This is a genomic window from Lacipirellulaceae bacterium (assembly GCA_040218535.1).
Lineage (GTDB): Bacteria > Planctomycetota > Planctomycetia > Pirellulales > Lacipirellulaceae > Adhaeretor.
This window is the reverse complement of sequence record JAVJRG010000009.1, coordinates 209,379-230,969: the sequence shown is the minus strand read 5'-3', so window position 1 is coordinate 230,969 and position 21,591 is coordinate 209,379. Positions and strand designations below refer to the sequence as shown.

16 protein-coding genes are annotated in these 21,591 nt (G+C 56.0%); 8 read left to right on the top strand and 8 right to left on the bottom strand.

Annotated features, from left to right (window positions below; all coding sequences use genetic code 11):
* Positions 1–359: 359 nt before the first annotated feature.
* The 5 genes from RIB44_11870 to RIB44_11850 all read left to right on the top strand — a co-directional run bounded on the left by RIB44_11870 (position 360) and on the right by RIB44_11850 (position 6,271).
* Positions 360–1,085 carry a PEP-CTERM sorting domain-containing protein gene (locus RIB44_11870; GenBank protein MEQ8617284.1) on the top strand — a complete coding sequence of 242 codons (726 nt, stop codon included), beginning with the start codon at positions 360–362 and terminating at the stop codon, positions 1,083–1,085.
* Positions 1,086–1,279: 194 nt separating this feature from the next.
* Positions 1,280–2,914, top strand: a complete 1,635-nt coding sequence (locus RIB44_11865) for a hypothetical protein (protein MEQ8617283.1) — start codon at positions 1,280–1,282, stop codon at positions 2,912–2,914.
* 128 nt (positions 2,915–3,042) lie between these two features.
* The gene (locus RIB44_11860) at positions 3,043–4,092 is read left to right on the top strand and encodes a DUF1559 domain-containing protein (protein ID MEQ8617282.1); all 1,050 of its coding nucleotides are present in this window, start codon (positions 3,043–3,045) and stop codon (positions 4,090–4,092) included.
* 79 nt (positions 4,093–4,171) lie between these two features.
* Complete coding sequence (locus RIB44_11855) at positions 4,172–4,627, top strand: hypothetical protein (protein ID MEQ8617281.1); 456 nt, start codon at positions 4,172–4,174, stop codon at positions 4,625–4,627.
* Between the two features lie 75 nt (positions 4,628–4,702).
* On the top strand, positions 4,703–6,271 hold the full coding sequence (locus RIB44_11850) for a glycoside hydrolase family 16 protein (protein MEQ8617280.1): 1,569 nt from the start codon (positions 4,703–4,705) through the stop codon (positions 6,269–6,271).
* A gap of 251 nt (positions 6,272–6,522) precedes the next feature.
* On the opposite strand, the gene RIB44_11845 is transcribed toward RIB44_11850, so the two are convergent.
* The 3 genes from RIB44_11845 to RIB44_11835 all read right to left on the bottom strand — a co-directional run bounded on the left by RIB44_11845 (position 6,523) and on the right by RIB44_11835 (position 10,177).
* Positions 6,523–7,569, bottom strand: a complete 1,047-nt coding sequence (locus tag RIB44_11845) for a PEP-CTERM sorting domain-containing protein (GenBank protein ID MEQ8617279.1) — start codon at positions 7,567–7,569, stop codon at positions 6,523–6,525.
* A 512-nt stretch (positions 7,570–8,081) separates the two neighbouring features.
* Positions 8,082–9,278 carry a DUF3466 family protein gene (locus RIB44_11840; GenBank protein ID MEQ8617278.1) on the bottom strand — a complete coding sequence of 399 codons (1,197 nt, stop codon included), beginning with the start codon at positions 9,276–9,278 and terminating at the stop codon, positions 8,082–8,084.
* A gap of 317 nt (positions 9,279–9,595) precedes the next feature.
* Positions 9,596–10,177 (bottom strand): ECF-type sigma factor, encoded by a 582-nt coding sequence (locus tag RIB44_11835; protein MEQ8617277.1) that lies wholly within the window; start codon positions 10,175–10,177, stop codon positions 9,596–9,598.
* A 232-nt stretch (positions 10,178–10,409) separates the two neighbouring features.
* Between RIB44_11835 and RIB44_11830 the strand changes: the two genes are divergently transcribed.
* The 3 genes from RIB44_11830 to RIB44_11820 all read left to right on the top strand — a co-directional run bounded on the left by RIB44_11830 (position 10,410) and on the right by RIB44_11820 (position 13,646).
* On the top strand, positions 10,410–12,629 hold the full coding sequence (locus RIB44_11830) for a protein kinase (GenBank protein MEQ8617276.1): 2,220 nt from the start codon (positions 10,410–10,412) through the stop codon (positions 12,627–12,629).
* A gap of 31 nt (positions 12,630–12,660) precedes the next feature.
* Positions 12,661–13,152, top strand: coding sequence for a DUF1772 domain-containing protein (locus tag RIB44_11825; protein MEQ8617275.1), 492 nt, complete (start codon positions 12,661–12,663; stop codon positions 13,150–13,152).
* Positions 13,153–13,412: 260 nt separating this feature from the next.
* Complete coding sequence (locus tag RIB44_11820) at positions 13,413–13,646, top strand: hypothetical protein (GenBank protein ID MEQ8617274.1); 234 nt, start codon at positions 13,413–13,415, stop codon at positions 13,644–13,646.
* Positions 13,647–13,765: 119 nt separating this feature from the next.
* Here the strand turns inward: RIB44_11820 and RIB44_11815 are convergent, their stop codons facing one another.
* The 5 genes from RIB44_11815 to RIB44_11795 form a co-directional block, all read right to left on the bottom strand.
* Positions 13,766–15,034, bottom strand: a complete 1,269-nt coding sequence (locus RIB44_11815; protein MEQ8617273.1) for a PQQ-binding-like beta-propeller repeat protein — start codon at positions 15,032–15,034, stop codon at positions 13,766–13,768.
* 159 nt (positions 15,035–15,193) lie between these two features.
* Positions 15,194–17,317 (bottom strand): hypothetical protein, encoded by a 2,124-nt coding sequence (locus RIB44_11810; protein ID MEQ8617272.1) that lies wholly within the window; start codon positions 17,315–17,317, stop codon positions 15,194–15,196.
* Between the two features lie 57 nt (positions 17,318–17,374).
* Complete coding sequence (locus RIB44_11805; protein ID MEQ8617271.1) at positions 17,375–17,824, bottom strand: hypothetical protein; 450 nt, start codon at positions 17,822–17,824, stop codon at positions 17,375–17,377.
* A gap of 472 nt (positions 17,825–18,296) precedes the next feature.
* Positions 18,297–19,229, bottom strand: coding sequence for a DUF1559 domain-containing protein (locus tag RIB44_11800; protein ID MEQ8617270.1), 933 nt, complete (start codon positions 19,227–19,229; stop codon positions 18,297–18,299).
* 31 nt (positions 19,230–19,260) lie between these two features.
* Positions 19,261–21,411 (bottom strand): PEP-CTERM sorting domain-containing protein, encoded by a 2,151-nt coding sequence (locus tag RIB44_11795; protein MEQ8617269.1) that lies wholly within the window; start codon positions 21,409–21,411, stop codon positions 19,261–19,263.
* Between the last annotated feature and the right edge of the window lie 180 nt (positions 21,412–21,591).

The window sequence follows — 21,591 nt, the reverse complement described above, 5'->3', positions numbered from 1 at the left end:
CTTCAATTTCTGATTATTCAAGATTTCCGGAAGATATTGCTTGACAGGGTTGCAGGCACGGCTATTATGAAAATGTATTTGAAACAGTACCAAATCAACGTCGTCGAGTCACTTCGATCGAGGGGCCAGCGCGAGCGTTGATTTGATTTTCGACAATATTGAAACAGTTACAGAAACACGATTTCGACTCAATGGGCAGCAAGCTTTGCTCGGTAGCGAGCGTCGCAAAGCTTCAACTCGAAATCGATATGGTCACTCGCTAATCGCCGTCGAATGCGGTATTCGTCGGCAACTTATCAATCGGAGCGCTGCGTGTGTGGTGCTCAACTAATCTCAATCTAGAGAGGGAGATAGGACTAATGAAAAGAATCAATCTCATTGCATCTGCATTGATGGCCGCCGTGGCTGTCGTCGGAATGCAAGCCCAGTCCCAGGCGGTTACGGTAACCGTCGACGGCAGTGCCGCGTGGGAAGGCTTTATGAATGTCTCAGAACTGCCAGCCAATGGCGGCGGCTTTGTTTTTGGTAGCGGTTGGGGAGTTCCCGACCTAGTTGCCGACATCGACGCAGTAAACAACACGATCACCACATCGCCTAATACCGTGGGCGACCCTAACGAGTTCTGGTACCAACCTGGTCGTCCTGGCGACGATCCAATGGATCCCAATGACAATGGTGGACCTGGAGCTCTCGGTAATAAAAGCATGGAAGCCAACCTTTTTGTGAATGAAGTTGGCACCTTTGCTGGTCAAACCTTGACTTTCACAGGAACGATTGACGCATTCTCTTTGACTGGTGCTCATGTTGCTGAAGTCTTCATCAAGGACTTCGAGCCTGACTTCTCAAGTGCAGTTGAGACATCAGCCACCATTTCCTCGACGGGTACGTTCAGCATCACCCAATCGCTGATCAATGATCCTGCTCGTCCCGTGCAGTATGGTTTCCGCATGACGGGCGAGAACGTTTGGGTTACCGACGTCGCACCGTTTGGTTCGGTCACCTTTGGTGCCATTCCAGAACCAACTTCGCTGGTTCTGTTTGGTCTCGGCGTCGCTGGTCTCGCAGTCGGCCGACGTCGTAAGTAAGCAATGAGTTGATTCGGCTTGTGCCCGTCCCTCGGGACGGGCACAAGCAACTTTTCACAACTATTTTAATATCGGCCGCATCGATGCGGTTGCCGGAACAGTAGCTAGCACATTTTTTCACCCGAAGCTGCTGAGTAAAATGCAGCTAGGGATTTGAAACACTTGCATCTCAACTTCCCACCAGGGGTTCAATCATGAAACGTACACTCTTCATCGCGCTGTTTAGCTTGGTCAGCTATCTGGCACCACAAGCGACCGCCCAAGTGACTGTCGGAGTCGATGCCAGCGCACCCTGGGAAGGCTTCATGAACGTTTCCGAACTGCCTGAGAATGGCGGTGCGTTTGTGTTTGGCAGCGGCTGGGGAGTCGCGGATTTGGTAGCCGAGTTCGACAACGGAACTAATTCTCTAACCCTTTCCCCTAACACCGTCGATGATCCGAACGAATTCTGGTACCAAAACACAACCGGAATGGCAGCCGACCCCATGAACCCAGGTGGCCCCGGCCAGCGCGGTAATAAATCGATGGATGCCGTTCTCTTTGTCACAAATCCCGCCTTGGTGGGAGAGGACGTCACGTTTAGCGGTAATGTGAGCGCCCAAACACTCACTAGTGCACATTCCACCTATGCTTTTATCCGCGATTTTGCACCCGACTTTAGCAGTTTCTTCGATGTTGAGGTGGAACTCACGGCACCGGGTCCTTTTAGCATCAACTTCCAAACCGATCCTACGCCGGGCAGACACGTGCAGTATGGTTTTCGTACTCAAGGCGAGAATGTTTGGGCTACTGATGTAGCACCGTTTGGCTCGGTCGTGATTGATACTGTTGGAGTGGCACCCCCGACAGGAATCGGGACCTACTCTCAGGATTTCCAGTCGGTCGGCCTCGCGGGAACGGATCCAACCGCCTTGGCCAGCGGGTCGGAGAATAGTGTTGGACCGGGATCGGACGGCAAGCGAGGGTGGTCTACCTTTGTGAACGTATTCGACGGTAGCGATAATTATAAGTTCGGTTACGGCACCAACCCCGCTCCTAATGAAGACCCAGCGGCAGGTTTCTCACAAGTTGTCGCCGGCCAGGGTGCTGGTGGTCCAACCGACCAGTACCTCAATGCCTTCAGCGACTACAACTGCTGCGATTTGGCAGAACCGACTACGCAAGGTCACGGCAACGGCACAGACAGGGTCAATGCGAATCTTTTCCAAGACTATGTCGTTGATGCAGATGACGTTGGCAGGAACCTTGAGTTCTCGTTCGATATCAAGCTCCCTGGCGGCGACCAATCGGAATTCGCATTGGGCGACTCGGGCAGCGCGACGGCCGAGATGTTCATCAAAACACTCGACTCGGGCGATTTTTCAGAAACCGGTCGAACGGACGTGGATATCCTCACGGGGATTGCCGGTCTGAATGACACGACTTGGACCAGCCACTCCCTTTTCTTCACGATTACCTCGGATATGGTTGGAGATATCTTCCAATTCGGAATCGAAAGCAACGCGAGTGACTTCGATCCTACCGGCGTTTACTTGGACAACATCAGCCTGGATGACGCCAGTGCTGTCGTTGACAATGCCGACTTCAACGGCGACTTCGTCGTCGATGGAACCGATTTCCTCACTTGGCAAAACGGCTTCGGCACGGGCACCACGCTCGCCGAGGGCGATGCTAATGGCAGCGGGTCAGTCAATGGCGACGACCTCACTGTTTGGGATACGCAGTATGGCACGGTGATCCCGAATCTCAGCAATGTTCCCGAACCCGCAGCGGCAGCATTGGTACTTGTTGGAATGCTCTGCCTCGGCGGCACACGTCGACGCAGCTAGAACCGTGATGAGGATCGGGCCGTGGTTGTTGGAGGGTAAACCGCGGCTCGATCCCTCGTTAGATTCACTCGGTAGTTCTTAGTTCAAAGCGATTGATCGCAATCACTTATCTCATGGAGTCCAAAGCAATGTTGAAGACCAAGCAGATGCCCAGCCATAACGCCACACGCAAAGGCTTCACGCTGGTTGAGTTATTGGTTGTCATTGCGATCATCGGAGTTCTTGTCGGCCTGCTCCTACCGGCCGTACAAGCAGCTCGCGAAGCCGCCCGTCGCATAAGCTGTGCGAATAACGCCAAGAACTTGTCGTTGGCGATCCAAAATCATGTCTCAGCGAAGCAAACTTTTCCTGTAAGCACTCCTTACGACAGAGACTGCGAAGGGGATCTTTTCGTCGACTATGATGTTAATCCTCCCACTGTTCAGTACGTGGGTCCTGGCAACTGTTCGAAATTAGATCGTACTGGCCGAACCGGCGCTGGCTGGATCGTGCAAGTACTCCCGTATCTCGAGCAGCAACCAATCTATGACCAATTGAAGAATGGCCAAGCCTTCGAGGGCAACTTCCTTTCCAACCAGGGAATGAGAAGAAACGTTCCGGCAGTCCGTGAAGCGTTGGCAACCACACTGCCATTGCTATCGTGTCCTTCGGATGTCGCCTCGACAGAGCTCTCGACCGATCAATTTTGGTACGGGAATATTGAAGTTGCACTGACGAGCTACAAGGGAGTGCTCGGCGACACCTCACTTCTTGACCTGAAACCCGATCTGGGAAGTACCCCTGACTGCCACGACAAAACTGGCTGCAACGGGATGATCTGGCGCAACACCTATTTCAATCCGCTGAAGATGAAAGACGTGGCTGACGGTACGAGCAACACTTACATCGTTGGTGAAGCGGTTTCTTCGATCGACTTCCATAGCGCGGCATTTTTCTCAGACGGTGACTGGGCGACCTGCGGCGAGCCTCTGAACTTTTTCCCGGCCGATACCAGTGTCGAATCGTTAAAGTCGAGTGCAATTTGGCCGGAAGTTCGCGGATTCCGCAGCTTCCATCCTGGTGGGGTCCATATGGCAATGGTCGATTCTTCGGTACAATTTGTATCAGACTCAATCGACCACGAGACTTATCGCGCGTTTTCAACGCGTAATCGAGGAGAGGTGGTTGATAGCCAATAGAGTGTCGTCGGAACACACTTCTCGTTGGGTGATTGTCTCTTTTCCCGTCTCTATTCAACCATCCACGAAACGAAGAAACATGAGCACATTAAGAATGCAGCGGGGCGGACTCGCACTGATGTTGCTGGCTACGCTCTCGACGATTGGCTGCGGTGGCTATGATGCGACACTTAGCGGCAAGGTGACTCTTGATGGCGAACCACTGACAACAGGCAGAGTAAGCCTTGTCCCTTCGGGTGAAGGTAAGGTGGCGTCAGCAAGTATCAAGTCCGATGGAACCTACCAGGTAATTACCACCGGCGAAGCTGGCATGGTCCCCGGGCAATACGGTGTCTCGGTGCGGGCATTTGCTCCTGGAAAACCTGACCCCAATGGCGGTCCACCCATGCCGGGCAAGGCTTTGATCCCGAATCGCTACGGCAGCGGCAAGACCTCTGGTCTTTCGGTCGATATTCAGTCCGGTGAGAACACCTACGATATTGTGCTCGAATCCGGCGGAGACGAGCCAAAAGGCAAATCTCGACGCGGACGCTGAGCGTAGAATAAGAGGCAGGGCCTAGGACGGTTAAGGTTAGTCTGGGTCCGAGACAGAGAAACAGAGATTGCTTCCGTGCTACCACTGCGTAAAAATTTCCGACCGTGCTGCGCCGTTTGGTCGGTTCTACTTCTCTTTAGCGCGACTCCAGCCGTTGCCCAAATTGCACCCGAGGGTTGGACCCTCACCTGGAACGACGAATTTAACGGCACGCAGCTCGACACGACCAAATGGGACCCGATCTTTTGGAACACGCCGTTCAATAACGAACGCCAAGCGTATCGACCAGACCGTGCCACGGTCAGCGGCGGCAATCTCGTGCTGACGGCAGACGACACGCCCAACGGTGGGAAGCAATACACCTCCGGAAAAGTCGAGAGCGTCTACGCCCAGCAGCATGGACGGTGGGAGGTTCGCGCCAAACTGCCTAGCACGCAAGGCACTTGGCCGGCAATTTGGCTACTGCCCGATACCAACACTTGGCCGTGGCCATCGCAGGGCGAGATCGACATCATGGAGAATCGGGGCCACCAACCCGACATCGTCAGCAGCGCCTTTCATTACGGCCCCGACTTTTTCGGTCGCCAGTTCGAGACCGAAGAGATTCACTACAACGGCCCGTCGGCGGGGAATTACCATAACGATTTTCACATCTATGCCGTAGAGTGGGACGCCACGCAGATCAAATTCTTCGTCGATGACGTAAATTACCATACGATCACCGATGCTCAGGTCGGCGGTTTTCTTAGTAGTCAAACAGCCCCGATGGAGGTGAATCTCAACGTGGCCGTCGGCGGTGACTTTCTGGGCGGACTGCAGCCCAATGGAAGCAGCGTGTGGCCGCAGGAGATGTTGGTCGACTACGTGCGAATCTTCGAGCGGAGCACCGACATAACGCCTTTCCAGAATGGCAGCTTCGAAGACGGTGGCGGCTCGCTCAGTAGCTGGAACCTGTTCGGCAACTCGATCCCCAACGTGCTCGCCGAGAGCGAAGCAGTGCTTGATGGCAGTCACTCGTTAAAGATCTTCGGCCAGTTCAACGGCGGCCAAAACTTCTCTGGAGCAGAGCAGGGCATCCCCGTCGAAGGAGGTGACGAGATTTCAGCGACGGCGAGTTCCTATATCCGTTCAGTGGATGACCTGATCAATGGGAACGTGGTAAGCATGAAGTTTGACTACTATAGCGCCTTCGGTGGCCAGTTCGGATCCGCGGACTATCTAGGATCGACCGCCATCGAGATCGCCAATGATGCAACCACCAACGACCAATGGTTTGAGCACGTTTTGAGCGATACCGTACCTGCTAATGCGGTCGAGGCACGGCTGGTATTTTTATTCAACCAGCCGAATCAAGGACAAGGCGCAATTCACATTGACGATGTTTTATTCTCGGTCGTTGAACTCATCGACGATGCGGATGGCAACGGGGATGGCATCATTGATGGTCTGGATTTCTTGCAGTGGCAGCAGGGCAACGGCGACTTCAACAATGATGCACTCGTTAACGGCAGTGACCTGACCGTCTGGCGGCAACAGTACGGTGACTCTTCATCAAGCTCGATCGCCGCCGTGCCCGAGCCGGCGTCGTGGCTGCTTATCCTTGCTTTCTCTGCGGGTTGTTTGAGCCGCCGGTGCTCTCGCTAGAAGCAGCCTCGCCAATCTATCAGCCGCCGGGCGTTAGCCCCCGGTTGCTCTGAGAACCGGACGCTAACGCGTTGCGGCTGAAATTATTGAAGTCGTTTACGAATGCAAAAAAGTCGACCCGCCACGCACTCTTGCGTAACGGGCCGACTACAGGGGGGGTTCTGCTCCAAATTGAGCCGCACGGCAGGAAGATTCTCCCAGGAGCCGCAAGGCGTTAGCCTGCGGGTAGAAGCTTCGTGGTTTCGACAATACTACTGACGCCGCCGTCTGCTAATTCCTAAGCAAGCGAGTCCCATCGCACCGAGCAGCAGCGAAGTCGGTTCGGGTACGCCACCAACGGCTTCGAGTGCGTCAATGTTTTCGCTCTCGCTGCCAAAAGTTCCTCGGACATCGAAGGCCGTGTCCCAAAGGTGCCCGCCATGGTCGAGGAATTGAGCAGGGCTGCCGAATTCCCAAGTCCAGATTTCACCACCGTCGTAAATGATGGCACCCGTGGGATCCATGATCGGAGCCAGGCTGAACATGATTGCGTCGCCAGGACCAAACTGCCCATCGAAGGGGTTGAAGCCCGTACCCACGTCGCGCACCATCAGTCCGTCGACATCGAGGAACGGTTCTAGGTTTGGTTCTCCAAGTGCCATCGCAAGATCGGTCGTACTGATGTAGGGAACGACCGAGTTGGGTGCAAGAACCTGTTGTGTGTAAACCGCTGTGTTGCCCGGATCGCCTTGGAACGAATAGAACCCAGCGCGGTTGGGATTCTCGCTCCCCCAGATATCAACCGAATCAATATCGCGAAGCAAACCGCCCGGGTGGTTGTGGTCGACGATTTGCCTTCTTGTTGCGAATGTTTCGACACCCCCGCCGATGCGTTCCGCTGCCAACGAAGTATCGTTGCCGAGCATCATGTCGAACTGGGTAGAAACGACCAGTGCGGTTTCATTCTTCGTGACCGCATCGAATAGTGGGTCGTTGATTTGTGCCTGGGCGTCGATCATCGAGTTGGAAAACTGATCGCTGAAGTCGCTCAGTCGCAGACCATCACGAGCGCCACCACGGCCATCCCACTTACCAATTCGCGTAGGATCAACCGCATGCGGCGTCGGAACGTGGGTCATGTCGAATGAGTCTGTATAGTGCTTTCCAGGAACGCGACGCACGTCAGGAACGTTGTCGTCAGCTTGAGGCGAGATCGGGTTGACGACGGGAGCGTAGATTTCATTCGCCTGGGCAACAACCGGGCTCAAAGCGAACAACAAGGCGATAGCGGCACGGAGTGTAGTTTTTGAAACGGACATGAGATCTCTCCCTAAAGTTGGTAGTGAAGGTGGTAACAACTCGCTGAATGTCTTGTAAGTTTTTCTCTGTTTCAAAGTTTCAGTTGCGAAAAACGTTTTGCTGCGGGAAATTGCACCGCGATTGACTGCAAACGTGTCGTTGCCAGGTGGAGCGCGCGGACCGGTCCTAGAAAACCGTCGCGCTCGCAGCGTGCGAGAGCGGAACATGGGAGGCTTCTTTCGAGGAAAGGAGGGTTTCGGAGGGACGGAAGGTGGGATTGGGTTCCGAAAGAAATATCAAGTTTCCAGAGTGAAACCTGACAGGCGAGTTAAGAAAAACTCAAGAATGACGCATAGAGCGTTAGTTAGCGTTCGGTCGCATTCTGTACGGGGAGAGAACTTTGAGGTAGCGCTTCGTGGTAGTACAGCGTTTCGATTCGGACAATTATTAGGCCCGGCATTAATGCCGGGCCTAATAATTCAACTCCAGGCAGTCGCTCAGTTGCTACTCACGTAGCGCTGTTCAACCGACTCTAAAGTTTCCGGCGCATGCTGCTGGCAAGAACCAACATCCCCAGCAGGAAGACAGCACACGGCTCGGGCACGGGGATCAGCAGATAGGCGCGGTTGGTGGGAAAGGTAGCACCGGTGAAGCGGCGCGATCCTTCGCCAACAATCCAGCCGCTATCGTTAATGCCCCAAGCGGGACCAATCGTTCCCCAGTCCCCCGGATTCGTTCCCGTAGGGAATGTTTTATCGACGATATGATCTTCTAAGATGTAGCTCGTCGCGTCGTCGTCGAGATAAACAAAGCCGCGTCCCTGACCGCTGGTGCCGCCGCTACGATCTCCCCAGCCGACGATATCTCCATCTTCGTTGATGGCTTTGCCAAACATCCGACTACCGGTGCCGATCTGCGGAATGGCTGTCAGGGTTCCGCTGCCGGGTTCGTAACGGAAGGTGTCGGTAGTTAGCGAATTCTCAACCACCACTTGCCCCGACTCGTTCAAGTCAAAGGCAATCGAAGTCGTTGCGAGCAGAATCGTTTCGCTAGGGCCGACGAAAAGCGTCGCCAATCCGAGCTCATTTTGGCCAACGATAGTACCCGCGTTGTTAATCGCTCGCCCGCGATCGCCACGCGTTACAACAGTAATATCTCCATCAATGTCGGTGATGGGTGATGCCGTGCCGGTATAGACATCCAAGTTGTCTCCTTCAGCATTGATGGTCCCGGCTCCCGAAGTTGCTGTTCCTGTCGCAAGACCACTGCTGTTGATATCGAGCGCATCCGACGCCGGTCGAATGCCTGTGGCTGTGGCACCAGCCAGCGTTCCAAGGTTGGTAATCGTCGTACCGTCGTAGATAAACCCGCGGGTCTGAGTCACGGGGCCGGTAAATCGAGCCGAGCCAGCAACCAGGCCACTATCGTTGATGGCTGCGTCGCGAAAGCCTGTGCCGGTGATCGCACTCCTTGGAAGGATCGTCCCCACACCAAAAACGGTCGAAGTGCCGGCGGAGTGATCATAGTAGAAATAAGCCTCTTCACGGGAACCGCTGACAAAGCGTTCCGCAACGCCAACCGCGTCGCCAGACGCGTTGATGTCATAGGCTACGCTGCCGGTGTATCCACTGGGGGTTAGATCCTTGATCTTGTAAAGCGGTGCCGCGGCTTGGGCTGATTGGCTGGCGTAGATAAACAGTGCAACAACCAAAAGTGAGATTCTTCGCATGAGGTCGAACTCCGGTAGCAGTCTTTACCAAACTGCGTTTTCTGAGGATTGATGAGATGATAGATCTGGAAAAGTATCAGTCGCAGCCAAGACTCCGCCATCAAACTGGCACGCAGTGCGAGAGTTGCTGGCTACATCGTTATCTATGCTAAGGGCGTTGCAAGGTGCGTTGCAAGAAATTAGCGAGCGATCGGAACGAGAAAAACGTGATCTCCTTTCATCTACCCCCCACAGGGGTGTGTCTCATGTGGTCTAGCAGACCTTATTGCCTGTCACGAAACGAGTTAACTGCGATCCTCAAGCAAATGCCTTCGCTCTTAGACGACGTGCTCTTCCCACTCGACGCGAATCCGCGCAAGCTTGCGTGCCACGGACCGTTCGACGATGTCGAAGTGCGCGGCGATCTCCGCGTTGGTGTGCCCTTCGAGCTTCATGACGGCAATCGTGCGGAGCTGCTCGTCGGAAAGTTCATCGAGCATCCGCTCGACCTGCTCGGCCAGTTCCATGGCGAATTCGGGAGTTGGCTGATCGCCGGTCAGCTCCCCCATTTCAGGAACGCGTTGCTCCGCCTTGGGTGTTCTCTTCTGAGCTTGCTGGCGTTTCACCTCGTTGATCGCTTTGCGGGCGGTCATTTTCACGAGCAGTGGCCAAAGCCCTGTGCGATCTTTCAGGTCAGGAAAACGCCCGTCGCGTGCACCACAGAAAAAGCTATTCAGGGCGCTCAGCGCGACATCTTCTTCATCGGCATCACGACCTTTGACCGTGGTGAGCCGCGCCCGCGCAATCCCCGCAAGCTGCCCGAAGTAGCGATTCCATAGCTGCTGCTGTGCGTTGGAATCGTCTTCCGAAGACAGTTTATGGAGCCAGTGCGTAATCGAACCGGGGTCGTCGTCGGTCATGATCGATCGTAGGAAACTGATAGAACCACAAAGGGCACAAAGAACTTAAAGAAGCCAGGACGAATCAAACTCAGTTTTAGCTATATTGAATAGAACGAAACGGAAGCCAAGGGTTGGCAAAGCTGTCGTCTAACGATTGGGTAGAAAAAGAATCATTCTTTGTGTCCTTCGTGCCCTTTGTGGTTATTCAAAGTAGCAGCGGCTATTCTACTCCCACTTCTGCAACATTGCGATGAGTTCACTTTCTGATTCCAATTTGTCCGAAAAATCGTCACTTACGCCGACGCTGGCGCAGCAGTTGGACGAGCTATGTGACGCTTTCGAGCGGGCGTGGAAGCAGGGAGAGGCGGATCTCGCGGAGTATCTTGAGCAGGGACCCGCTGAGTGTCGCGATCAGTTACTGACCGAGCTTGCCGCGATTGAGCTCGACTACCGGCGGGACGCTTACGGCGGGCGACTCACCTTAGAAGCGTTGGGGAATCTCTATCCGGCGCTTTCTGATGAGTTGGAACGCGTCGCACGTGAAGAGCTCGCCGGCGGCGGTGTGCTGACTCCCGACGAAACGCCGACCATCGTTCAATCGACGCGACGCGACTTTCCCGAATCGAAGGAGCAGACGAGCGCGGCTGAGTCGTACGCCTTGCACATTCGCTGCCCGCATTGTCGCGAAGCGGTCGAGGTGCTCGACAACACGGAGCTCGAAGATGTCACGTGCCGAAGCTGCGGCAGTGCCTTTAGCTTGGTCAGCAGCGACGACGATGGGGAGGTGGCGACAACCCTTCCAGTCATCGGTCGTTTTGAGCTGCTTGACCGTGTCGGCATCGGCGGTTTCGGGGCCGTCTGGAAAGCGCGCGATACGGACCTTGGGCGCGAGGTCGCGCTGAAGATTCCACGCAAGGGAAACCTTCGTGCTCAGGAAATTGATTTCTTCTTCCGCGAGGCGCGTGCCGCGGCCCAACTGCGTCATCCGAACATCGTCCCTGTATTCGAGATCGGTCGTGAAGGGGATGTCGTATTCATTGTTAGCGAATTCATCCACGGCAAGACGCTTTCCAAGTGGTCCACCACGCCGCCGCAGCATCCGAAGATCATTGCCGAGCTGGCCGCAATGATTGCCGACGCGCTGGAACACGCCCACTCGCACGGCATTATCCATCGCGACTTGAAACCCTCGAACGTGATGATCGACGAGCTGAATCAACCGCGGCTGATGGACTTTGGCCTGGCGAAGCGTGAGACGGGCGAAGTCACCATGACACGCGACGGCCAGATTCTCGGCACCGCCGCGTATATGTCGCCAGAACAGGCACGCGGGGATTCGCATTGGACGGACTGCCGTACCGACATTTATTCGTTGGGCGTGATGCTGTTTCAACTGGCGATTGGCGAGTTGCCCTATCGCGGCGATTTCGAATGGCAAATCCTCCGCAAACAGACCGAAGACGTCCCCGAGCTGCGCAAGTTCAACCGCCACATTCCCAAAGACTACTCGACGATTTGTTTGAAGTGCCTGGAACGCGACCCGAACCGCCGTTACTCCACGGCCAAAGAGGTGGCTGACGAACTGCGGCGTTTCGTTTCCGGTGAGCCAATTCAAGCGCGGCCGATTTCGCGGGGCGAACGATTGCTGCGTTGGGCCAAACGCAAGCCTGCTTTGGCAACCGCGGCAAGCCTCGCCATGTTCATTGCCATCGCAGGACCGATCGCTGCCGTGGCCTTGAGTCTTCAGAACCGCCGCATCCAGCAGCAGTCTGAAGATCAGATCGCCACGATCGCGCAAGATCAACAGATCAAGCAGTCGTTGGGAAAGAAGAACCAAGAACTGCAGACGCGTATCGATGAACTTCTCGCACGAGTCCCCGGCATCGAGCGGATCGCCCCCGATTGGCAGAAGACGCTCCTGGAAGAGGTCATTAAGTCGAATCAGAATCTGCCGACCGCCACCAGCACCACGGAACGTGCAAAACTCCACTCCGCTCTGGGATTCATCCACGCTGAAGTCGACCAGCCGAATCAAGCGGCGAAGCATTTACGACAGGCGCAAGAAGCTCTTGAGGACTTGCTGCGAGGGAGCCCGGACGAAGCGGATTTGAAAGCAGCTTTGGCAGAATGCCTGGCCGTTCTAGCTGAAGTCACCTCTGACTCAGCCGAAGCCACGTCGGCTCGAGCGTCAGCTCTTGAGTTACGCCGTCAACTAACCGATCGGCCCGATCCCAACAGCACCGCACTCCTCGAGCAGTTGGTCGCAGCTCTAAAAGAAGTCGACACGGACGAACTATCAGGGCAAGGACTCAAACAAGTAAGACTATTGAAATCCTTCCAAGAGAGCATCCTTGAAGCGTGGCCAACTGATCCGTCAGGATTCTACGATGCGGCATGTCGACTGACTTTTCGTCGGGCCATCATCGGCACTTCGACCGAAAGTAGTGACGAAGAGCCGGACGCCCGTTGATGGAGTCCATTAACCTTTCTAAGTTGTACTGATGAGCGCCTGCACCTGGACTCTGCTGATCGCCACCTTTTTGAACGCTCTGATGGCGGGCTTCCTTTTCGCGTTTGCGGTCGTGGTGATGCCCGGGATTAGGAACCTGAACGACCGCGACTACTTGCGAAGTTTTCAAGCGATGGATCGTGTGATCCAGAAAGGCCAGCCGCTTTTCATGGCAATGTGGCTTGGGTCAACCGTCACGTTAATCGCCGCCGCAGTATTCGCTATGATGCAACTCGACGGAACGGAAAGAGTGCTAGTGGTCGCTGCCGCTTTGGCGAGTATCTTCCTCGTGCAGTTGCCTACAATGACAATCAATATCCCGCTGAACAACAACGTGCAAGCTCTCGATTGCGACAGCCTCAATGACGCCGCAGCGAGTCAGGCTCGGGAGGCTTTCGAGATGCGTTGGAACCGTTGGAATGTCATCCGCACAGTTGTTTCTTGTGCGATTCTGGCGATGCTGCTGGCATGCCTGGCCATCTGAGCTAAGGAGTATGTACGGAAGCCCTTGCCACCAGCGAAAGTCCTAGTGTCGAGATCCTTACTTCAGGCGTATAATGGGTGGGGTTGCTACCGACCGTTGGAGTGCGACGGCGTTGTTATCGAACTGGCGAGTCACAAATGGCGAACATCGGCCATCGAATTCGATTCTTGTATCGCTGGAGAACAGCATTGAGCCAGCTTGAGGCGCAGCCTGCGTCGAAAAATGTCTCCGAGAAAGCTTATAACGCTCTCCGGACGAAAGTGTTGCGTTATCTAATTGCCCGCTACGAAGACGAGCAGTGCTGGAATCGACGTCGCGTGACATTCTCATCAGCGCAGCTTTCTTCGCCACAAGCCATCGCCCTAAGCCGACCGTTGACGTCTGACTTTGATTTAAGCCCTCCGCGAAGACCGCACGACTTGTTGCCTTCCCTGCGGAGGATTCGCGAAGCCAACGTCGACTCGTATCGAGACTTTGGTCTCGCGGCTAATTGACCGCGCAGGAATCGATTCTTTCGTACCCCGAAGCGTAAGCGAGGGAAAACCCGTAATGCCGCGGCCCCTCGCTTACGCTTCGGGTTACGATCCGTGGAAGAGACTCTGAATCCCGTCCCTCACTTGGGATCAAGGCGATACAAAAACTGATCGCTGCGCAGCAGAACCGATCCGCCCGGCAACGGCACCGGCGACGCGGCGAAGAGCGAATCGTCGTCGAGTTCAGTATGCGCTAGTAGCTTGAACTCGGGCGTTGCGGCAACGACGAAAATGCCGTTCTCGCGACTCACGTAATACAGCTTTCCGTCGGTGAGCAGCGGGGTCGCGTAAACTTCTTTCGGAGAGGGCCGCGTTCGCTTTTCGTACTCGAGTTCGCCAGTCTCGGCGTCGAGGCAGTACAAGATCCCTCCCTTGTCCTTGGCCCAGTAGAGATAGCCGTCGTGAAACACGGGCGACGAGACGTTCGCCCCCTTGTTCGTCTCCCACAGGCGGTGCGTCTCGGTGACATCGCCGCTCCCCCCGGAGCGAACGGCCATCGCCTTCCCTTGTTTTCCGCCGATGGCATAGAGGATGCCCTTCTCAACAATCAGGCTCGGGCAAATGTATTGATCGATTCCTTTACAGGTCCAACGCAGCTCGCCGGTTTGCGGATCGACCGCGCGGATTTCCCCCATCGCTGAAACGGCCAGCTCCTCTTCGCCGCTGAGCGATTGGTAGACGACCGGCGTGTTCCAAGCCTCTTTGAGATCTTCCTGTCGCCATGCTTCGCTTCCGTCCGACTTTTGCAAGGCGATCAGGTCGCCACACTGATAGCTGGCGTTGACGATCACCAGATTCTTATAGAGAACAGGCGAACTGCCCCCCGGATACGGATGCACGTCATCGCCAACGAAAGTGGTCCAGCGTTTCTCCCCATCGTGCGAATAGGCCACAACCCCCGTCGCCCCAAACAGAACGTAAACGCCCGACTCGTCGACCGCCGCCGTGCTCGAGGCGTAACCCGCCTTGGCGGTGCCCCAGTTGGTGAAGGTATCCTTCTCCGTATCGTCAGCGATCGACCGTTGCCAGAGGGGATCACCCGTCTTCAAATCAAAACAGAGCAGATGTCGCACCAGTTGAGTCGGGTCGCCTGGACTCTTCGTATCAACCGCGTAGCCGGTGAAAGCCGTGAGGTAAACACGACCGTCGAACACCACCGGACTCGACGCCCCCCGCCCCTCAATCGGCGACTTCCAAGCAATGGCGTCGGTGTCCCAAGACTCGACGACATCGGTAGCCGTGGTTCGACCAAAATCCGGGCCGCGGAATTGGGTCCATTGTTCGGCACGGGAAGGTGATGCGATCGAGGCGGTGATCAGCAACGCTAGAACAACGAGGGGTATCTTCATACCGGTGCCACTTGGGAAGTTAGTGCTGGGACTCGAATGGAACTCTTTCGGATTCGCTCAGCTTAGCGAAGGGAGTTGCGGTTTTCTAGTTGGCGGCTTGTCTAGCAGAACCGTCAACTTAGCTACTTTGAGTGCCACCCACCTGAGGCCAAGATCGCGTCAGCGCATCCTGGGTAAGAACTGCAGCGAAGCGGCGGTCAACAATAGCAATAGGGTACTCGGTTCGGGTACTGCCGACGAACTCGCCGACAGCGAAAGCCCCGTGCCATAGTTCGTTTGCCACTCAGACAAGTCGCCGGCGCTCAGCGGGTTGGGCGATTCGCCTCGTTGCCAGCCAAGATAGTCGAAGCCATCGACATCGCCATCGAAGTCGAAGTCGCCCTCCTGCCATTCGACAACCTCCAGTAGTACGCGGTTGGCTTCGTACACCAGTTGTCCGGTGAGGCCGTCGATTATGGGCAAGGAGACCGAGCCGAACGTGCCGGTGACGCCGTTAGTGGTGGTAATCAGCTCGAAGGTCGTGCCGAGGTCGGGGGTGAGTGACGTCAGGCTGATCACCTCCAGCGCCGAAGCTCCGCCGAGGGTGACGGTGTCGGCAACGATGCGCTCCTGCGGGGCCCCAGCGACCAGGCCGCCGAAAAAGAACTCGACCGTCCCGGCGGTGAGGTTGTAGCCACCGGTGATCGTCAGGTCGTCGCCGGGCCGTATCTTCCGGCCGAGCGTGCCGCCGGTCTGGGTGAGTGTGCCGTCGAAGGTATCGACCTCGAGCCGACCGGTGCCACTGAGGTTCAAGTCGCCGCCGGCGGCTTCGCGGACGGTGGTGGCGGTGAACGTCCCTCCTGAGAGATTGATGTCGGCGCCGCCTCCCGAAACGGTAATTGGATTGTTCACGATCACGTCGCCGCCGGAGATGTTCAGGTCGGCGTTGGCGATCGTGAGCGGGTCGGCGGAGGCCACGCCGTTGCGCCCGAGGATCGCGCCGGTGTCGAGCGTGAGCGTGCCGCCGGTGACATTGACGCTGCCGTTGGCACCCGCTGGGCCTAGACCGTTTGGACCAACCCCTCCGATTCCCCCAGTGAGCGTAATGTTGCCACCGTCGAGTACGAGCGTGCCGCCCGAGACCGTCGCCACACCACCATTGCCACCGACTCCGCCGGCGCCAAGTACAAAATCTCGGCCTCCTTCGCCTCCGAGAAGATTGATGGCTCCCGAGACTGTTGCCATGCCGCTGGAAAGGTTGAAGCTGCCGCCCGAGCCCCCTCTCCCGGGCCCACCCGCGCCTTGAGTGATCGCCCCGCCAACACCACCCACCAGGTTGAATTGCCCGTTAAGTGCGATCGTTCCTCCGCTGATGGTGAGCCGGCCGCCCCGTCCTGCATCTGCTCCTGTTCCGAAGGGGTCGCTGCCGCCATTTCCGCCGACGAGATCGACTGTCCCGGATAAATTTGCGCTGCCTGCAGCGATGACGACCTCGCCCCCAACGCCTCCCATGCCTGCAGTAGAAAATCCGCCCACGGCGTTACCACCAGTGCCGCCATTCAATTGGAACGCTCCGCCGACATCCAGTCCGAGCGTACCAGCCGACTCGAAGATTCGACCCGGCCCACCGCTAGGCGCAATAAAGGAGGCTCCCGAAGGGACCGACGCATTTGCGCCGTTTCCAATCAACAAACCGCTCTCCTGCACCTCGATGAGATAGTCGGCAGTCAGGTCGGCATCCAGACGATAGGTCGCGGTACCGCCGCCGGTGGAGCCGAATTTCAGCGAGGCGAGCGTCGCGTTGTTGACGGGCGCGCCACCAGTGAAAACAAGCGCGTCGGCCGGACCGATCAGGTCGACGGCGAACGGACCAACCGGTGAACCGAAGATCATTGAATGGGCGATGTTCAGACGATAACTGTCGACTGGCAGTGGGTCGGGGCTGAGCGGTGTCGGAGTAGCAAACGAGATTCCGGGCCAGGAGAGTAGCGCATCGGGTCCTGCGGAGGAGCGGTCTTGCCCGCGTAGCGTGTTGCCGCTATCGAATAACGAAAGTTGACCGTCAAAGCCAGAACTGGGAATCACATCGCCCGCGCTGTTGACTCCGCCCACTTGCGTGTAAGCGCGGAACCGCAGATCCTCGCCACTGCCGACAGCACGAGTCAGATCGAACATCGCATCGTACTCGTCAATCGGCACATTAATACCACCCTCCAACGAGAAGTAGGCCGACTGACCTGAGACGCTGGGTGCCGATCCAAATCCCAGTGAAACCAAAACGAATAACCGGACTGTGCGCAACATGAATCCCCCATATCACAGAAAAAAGACAAGTGTCGGACACTAGTTGCCATCTCGTTCTCAGTGATGATCATAGCCGAGCAGCCCGCGCTTCTCCAGGAAATCTTGGCTAAAAGCTATGGCACCCACTGGATACTCGCCAACGGGCTTGCCAGTAAATGGGTTGACGGTAGATGGCGGCAGTGGCTCTGTACGAACCTCAACGTCGGGGTGGGAGGAGCGATACTTCTCTACCGCAGCTTCCGTTATCTGGGTATCGACGAGAATGAGCGATTCAAGAGAGGTAAGACCTTCGAGGTGCGTCAGCGCTTCGTCGGAAATCGGGTTGGAACTGAGGTCGAGGAAGTGAACGAACGGAAAGTCTGCGAACAGGGACAGATCCTCGTTAGCGATCCCCGTCTCTTTGAGGGAAACAACAACCGTGTCAGGCTCCCAGACACCATGTCCGCCAAGCGATTCGATACGGGTCCACGCTTCTCTAGCCGCATCGGTGTTCGTCTGTTCGCTCATGTCGTCGCACTCTACGTGAATCAGATGAGTGATTATTAGACTAGATCGAGTCCGTTTCGAGCCCACTTTCCCGCAAGTTTTTGGCCACCCACTCCGCTAGAATAATGACCTGAGAGCGTTCTTTCTCAACTCGAAAGTCCTGCATCCCGCAGATCGACTTACGTCAATTCGCCCTCCCGAGCGAAAGAGGCTCCCGAGAGCAATAGTCCCAGTCGCGGCAAGGGGTCGCTTTGCACAACGCATTTACTGCAAGGAGGTTACGTTGAAACAAGCGTCAAAGAGCGAGGGGCTTTTGCACAGTCGAATCGCGTTTTGGTGCAAAAGTGCAAAAGGTTGGAAATGACCTAAGTCCATGTAGCCCTGTCGCTCCGCGACAGGAACTGCAGGAGTGCTGGTAAATGACAACCTACTTGAGAGTGACCGGGCGATCGAGATTAAGTCGCTTTCCTACCGCGGAGCGGTAGGGCTACTTTCAAGGCTCCCAACTTGTCAGTTCGCCGTCGGCGCGGCTAGCCATGCGCTTCAGCGTCGAGAGGTCTGTGTCCTCGGAGAAAAAATGGACACTCCCGTCGGCCAGGGCGAAGCTGGCTCCGCCCGGGTGGTTGCTGCCGAACGGGAGGTCGTTGTTCAGGACGAGGCGATCTTCCGCAGGGACCGAAAAGTCGCGGATGTAAAATGCACGCCGGTTCTCCACCGTGTTGATCGGCCAGACCATGTGCTTAGCGGCACCGACTTGGATGCGCGTCGGCGTGGGCGACGCGCCCTTGGCGTGCCAGGTTCCGCCGTAGGTCCAATCTTCGGCAGCGTTGTAGGCGTTGCGTTCGCCGAGGGCGAGCGTGTTGGAAGTTCCGTCGGTGATGTCTCCGGTGGTGACTTCGCTCCCCAAATAGAGCGTACCGTCGGTGAAAACGTGGCCATTGATTCGCTCGTCGAGCGTCCACTCGACACGCGACTCACCCGAGCCCGCAACGCCGGCATAGTTGGAAGGTTGAACGGTGAGCGAACCAAATGAACGCTCGTTGCCGCTAGGGCAGATGAAGACTTCAGGAATTACCGTGCGAGCAAAGAAAGCGGCTCCGCCGTCTGGCTGGGGATCGATCCGATCGTACAGGTCGGTTTGCTCAAGCATTGGAAGCACCGCGACGTGCCAACTAATGCTGATACTGCCTTCGCGTTCGTGTTGACGAGCGCCGGCGGGAAAATGTTGCGACTGGGCGTGATAGGAGTTGAGTGCCAGGGCTTGTTGCTTGAGATTGTTTTGACACTTCGAGCGCCGCGAAGCCTCGCGAGCCGCTTGCACCGCCGGAAGGAGTAGCCCGATCAGCAGACTGATGATCGCCACCACGACGAGCAACTCGACGAGCGTAAAGGCTTTTCGCGTTGTCGGGACTCGAAGCGAGAGCATCGGTGAATGGTACCAGAAACGCGATCTAGTTTTAGGCTTTGGGGTTTTGGTATTTTGGGTTTTGGCCTGCGGTGCGATTCCTGTAGTTTATCGCGAAAGGCATGCCGATCGCCAAGAGCAGCAGCGTATTCGGTTCGGGGACGGCTGCGGAAAAGACGGCGGCCATCGCGGCACTGGCGGCGGCAACGCTACTGCCTGACATTTCTACGGCTGTCAGGAAGGCGGGGATGTCAGCGAAAGTGAGATCGCCATCGGAATCCATATCAGCCATCGACTCGTCAGCCCCGCCGCCGCCGAGAATGTATTCGTCGTAGTAAGTATCCGAATCGCGCAGTGCCCAAGCAAACAGTTCCGCATCCAGGTCATCAACCGTGCTGTCGCCGTTCATGTCCCCCAGCATTTGCGAGGAATGTAGAGAGACCGTCATGATCGTGTCCCAGCCGTCCGTTAGAAACGTGACGATCAATGAACCATTATCCGTGACAAGCCCCGTGATCTCATCGAATAACTGCCCCGGCTCAAAGGTCTCGCCGGCGATGATTTCGATTTTTTCATTGATTGAAATGTCGGGGCTACCGAAGACATTTAGATTAAGCGTTCCGCCTAAGTCGACGTTGCCGTTAACCACCAGCTGGTCGGCCACCAAGCTTGGACCACTCCCATCGAGCTCGACAAGAAGTTCAGAACCCGCGTTGAGATCAACGTTGCCGTTGACGGTGAGCGAACCGATGCCGACGCCTGGGCTAAGTTGGGCGTTCGTGGTCGCGGTGCCCACGGAGAGATTCCCACGAACCTCTCCGTTACCCGTGAACAGGCCTTGTTGGATGTTGACATCCTCAGCTGTGAGGATTCCCTGCAAAGAAGTTGAGCCGCCATTTTGAACATACTTGTGCGACGCTGTGATCGACGCGCCCTGGTCAACGAAGATTTGTCCTCTGGTGGAAATGGTCGAGGCATTGAGTTGTGATTGGCTACCGATCATGTCCAACGAAGAACTGGCATCCAAGGTGACGCTTCCCAAGACTTGCAACTCCGCCGGTCCGGTACTCCCATCAATCCTCAAATTGCGTAAATTTGTGAGCTGCACCCCCAGAACCGCTCCAATGTTGTTGTCTAAAATTAGCGTCGTACCAAAGCCGGAGATTGCCGCGATGGAATCGTCATCGGGAATGAAATTGAATTGCCAATTGTTGGGATTGTTCCAGAACTTCACGCCGGTGCCGCCAACCCAGTTGATGTGCCGCCCGACCTTCATGCGGACGTCGGTATCGTTGAAGATGGCTTGGAATTGGTTCCCGCTTAGTAGGAAGGGCAGCGAGACATTGTCGAAACTGCCCGAGCTTGATGCGAAGGTCATCACCGTGTATTCATCTCCAACATTGGGTGAGTAGCCGGAGAAAAGATCGACGTTCAAGGAGCCGCCGAACGAGGCGTCGCCAAACACGACCAGTCGGTCATGTTGCGAAGGAGAAGTGCCCGCGAGTTCAAATGCCACGCTTGCATCTTGGCCCTGAACATAGTTTTGCTGGACGAAGAAGGTGCCGATGCCGTTTTCTCCAGGAGAAACCGTCGCACCGCTGTTGTCGAGATTGCCACCGATTTCACCAGTACCGGAGATCGTTCCCTTGAGACCAAAGACGCTGCCGCCATTAAGGCCAGTGAAGCCATTGAAGCGAAGATCGCCTCCGCCAGTCTTCGTGATGGTCGGAGAGCTAAGCAGGGTGGATACTCCGCTCAGAGTCAGCGAATGGTTTTCTAGGATCGTGACATCCAGGTCGGCCGCAAGCCGTAAGTTTTCATTAATAAAGTGGTCACCTTGGTCGACGTTAAGAAATGCTGAGTTGGCACCTGGGCCGTCGAGCGTGATTTGATTCGCGGATGAATTGGCAATTGTGTAAGAGTTGAGATTGTCAAAAACGATGCCGCCAACCGTTTCGTCAGAAAACGAGAAGACATTCACGGGGCCGGAAATGACACTACCAAAGACAGCCACGTCGTTTTCGTTGCTCGGGGTTCCGAAGGGAGTCCAGTTGAAAGACGACTGCCAAGAGCCGTTGCCGTCGAAATTCCAATTGAATGTCGTCGCAACTGCCTGCGAGCGGAGCGACCCTATGACGGCGGCAACCAGCAGGGCAGCACGCCAGAAGGACAGGCTTCTCAATGCTGGAAGGCTCTTACTCATATCTTTCAAAAATCCCGAATATCGCCGAAACGAAACCACCGAGGCCATCGCGGATCGCTTCTCAAACCAGCGAATCGCTACCTCTTCATGATGTTAATCAAAAACTGAGTAGCCAACCTGACACCCAGCTTACCATTTTCCGAGAAATTTTGGCCAATCAGGAGAAATAGCTTCTGGGCC

Bases quoted from the DNA above. Each gene is read 5' to 3' on its own strand.
- RIB44_11810 (MEQ8617272.1), bottom strand. From the start codon at position 17,317: ATGTTGCGCACAGTCCGGTTATTCGTTTTGGTTTCACTGGGATTTGGA.
- RIB44_11845 (MEQ8617279.1), bottom strand. From the start codon at position 7,569: ATGTCCGTTTCAAAAACTACACTCCGTGCCGCTATCGCCTTGTTGTTC.
- RIB44_11855 (MEQ8617281.1), top strand. From the start codon at position 4,172: ATGAGCACATTAAGAATGCAGCGGGGCGGACTCGCACTGATGTTGCTG.
- RIB44_11795 (MEQ8617269.1), bottom strand. From the start codon at position 21,411: ATGAGTAAGAGCCTTCCAGCATTGAGAAGCCTGTCCTTCTGGCGTGCT.
- RIB44_11840 (MEQ8617278.1), bottom strand. From the start codon at position 9,278: ATGCGAAGAATCTCACTTTTGGTTGTTGCACTGTTTATCTACGCCAGC.
- RIB44_11830 (MEQ8617276.1), top strand. From the start codon at position 10,410: ATGAGTTCACTTTCTGATTCCAATTTGTCCGAAAAATCGTCACTTACG.
- RIB44_11835 (MEQ8617277.1), bottom strand. From the start codon at position 10,177: ATGACCGACGACGACCCCGGTTCGATTACGCACTGGCTCCATAAACTG.
- RIB44_11805 (MEQ8617271.1), bottom strand. From the start codon at position 17,824: ATGAGCGAACAGACGAACACCGATGCGGCTAGAGAAGCGTGGACCCGT.
- RIB44_11860 (MEQ8617282.1), top strand. From the start codon at position 3,043: ATGTTGAAGACCAAGCAGATGCCCAGCCATAACGCCACACGCAAAGGC.
- RIB44_11825 (MEQ8617275.1), top strand. From the start codon at position 12,661: ATGAGCGCCTGCACCTGGACTCTGCTGATCGCCACCTTTTTGAACGCT.
- RIB44_11800 (MEQ8617270.1), bottom strand. From the start codon at position 19,229: ATGCTCTCGCTTCGAGTCCCGACAACGCGAAAAGCCTTTACGCTCGTC.
- RIB44_11865 (MEQ8617283.1), top strand. From the start codon at position 1,280: ATGAAACGTACACTCTTCATCGCGCTGTTTAGCTTGGTCAGCTATCTG.
- RIB44_11815 (MEQ8617273.1), bottom strand. From the start codon at position 15,034: ATGAAGATACCCCTCGTTGTTCTAGCGTTGCTGATCACCGCCTCGATC.
- RIB44_11870 (MEQ8617284.1), top strand. From the start codon at position 360: ATGAAAAGAATCAATCTCATTGCATCTGCATTGATGGCCGCCGTGGCT.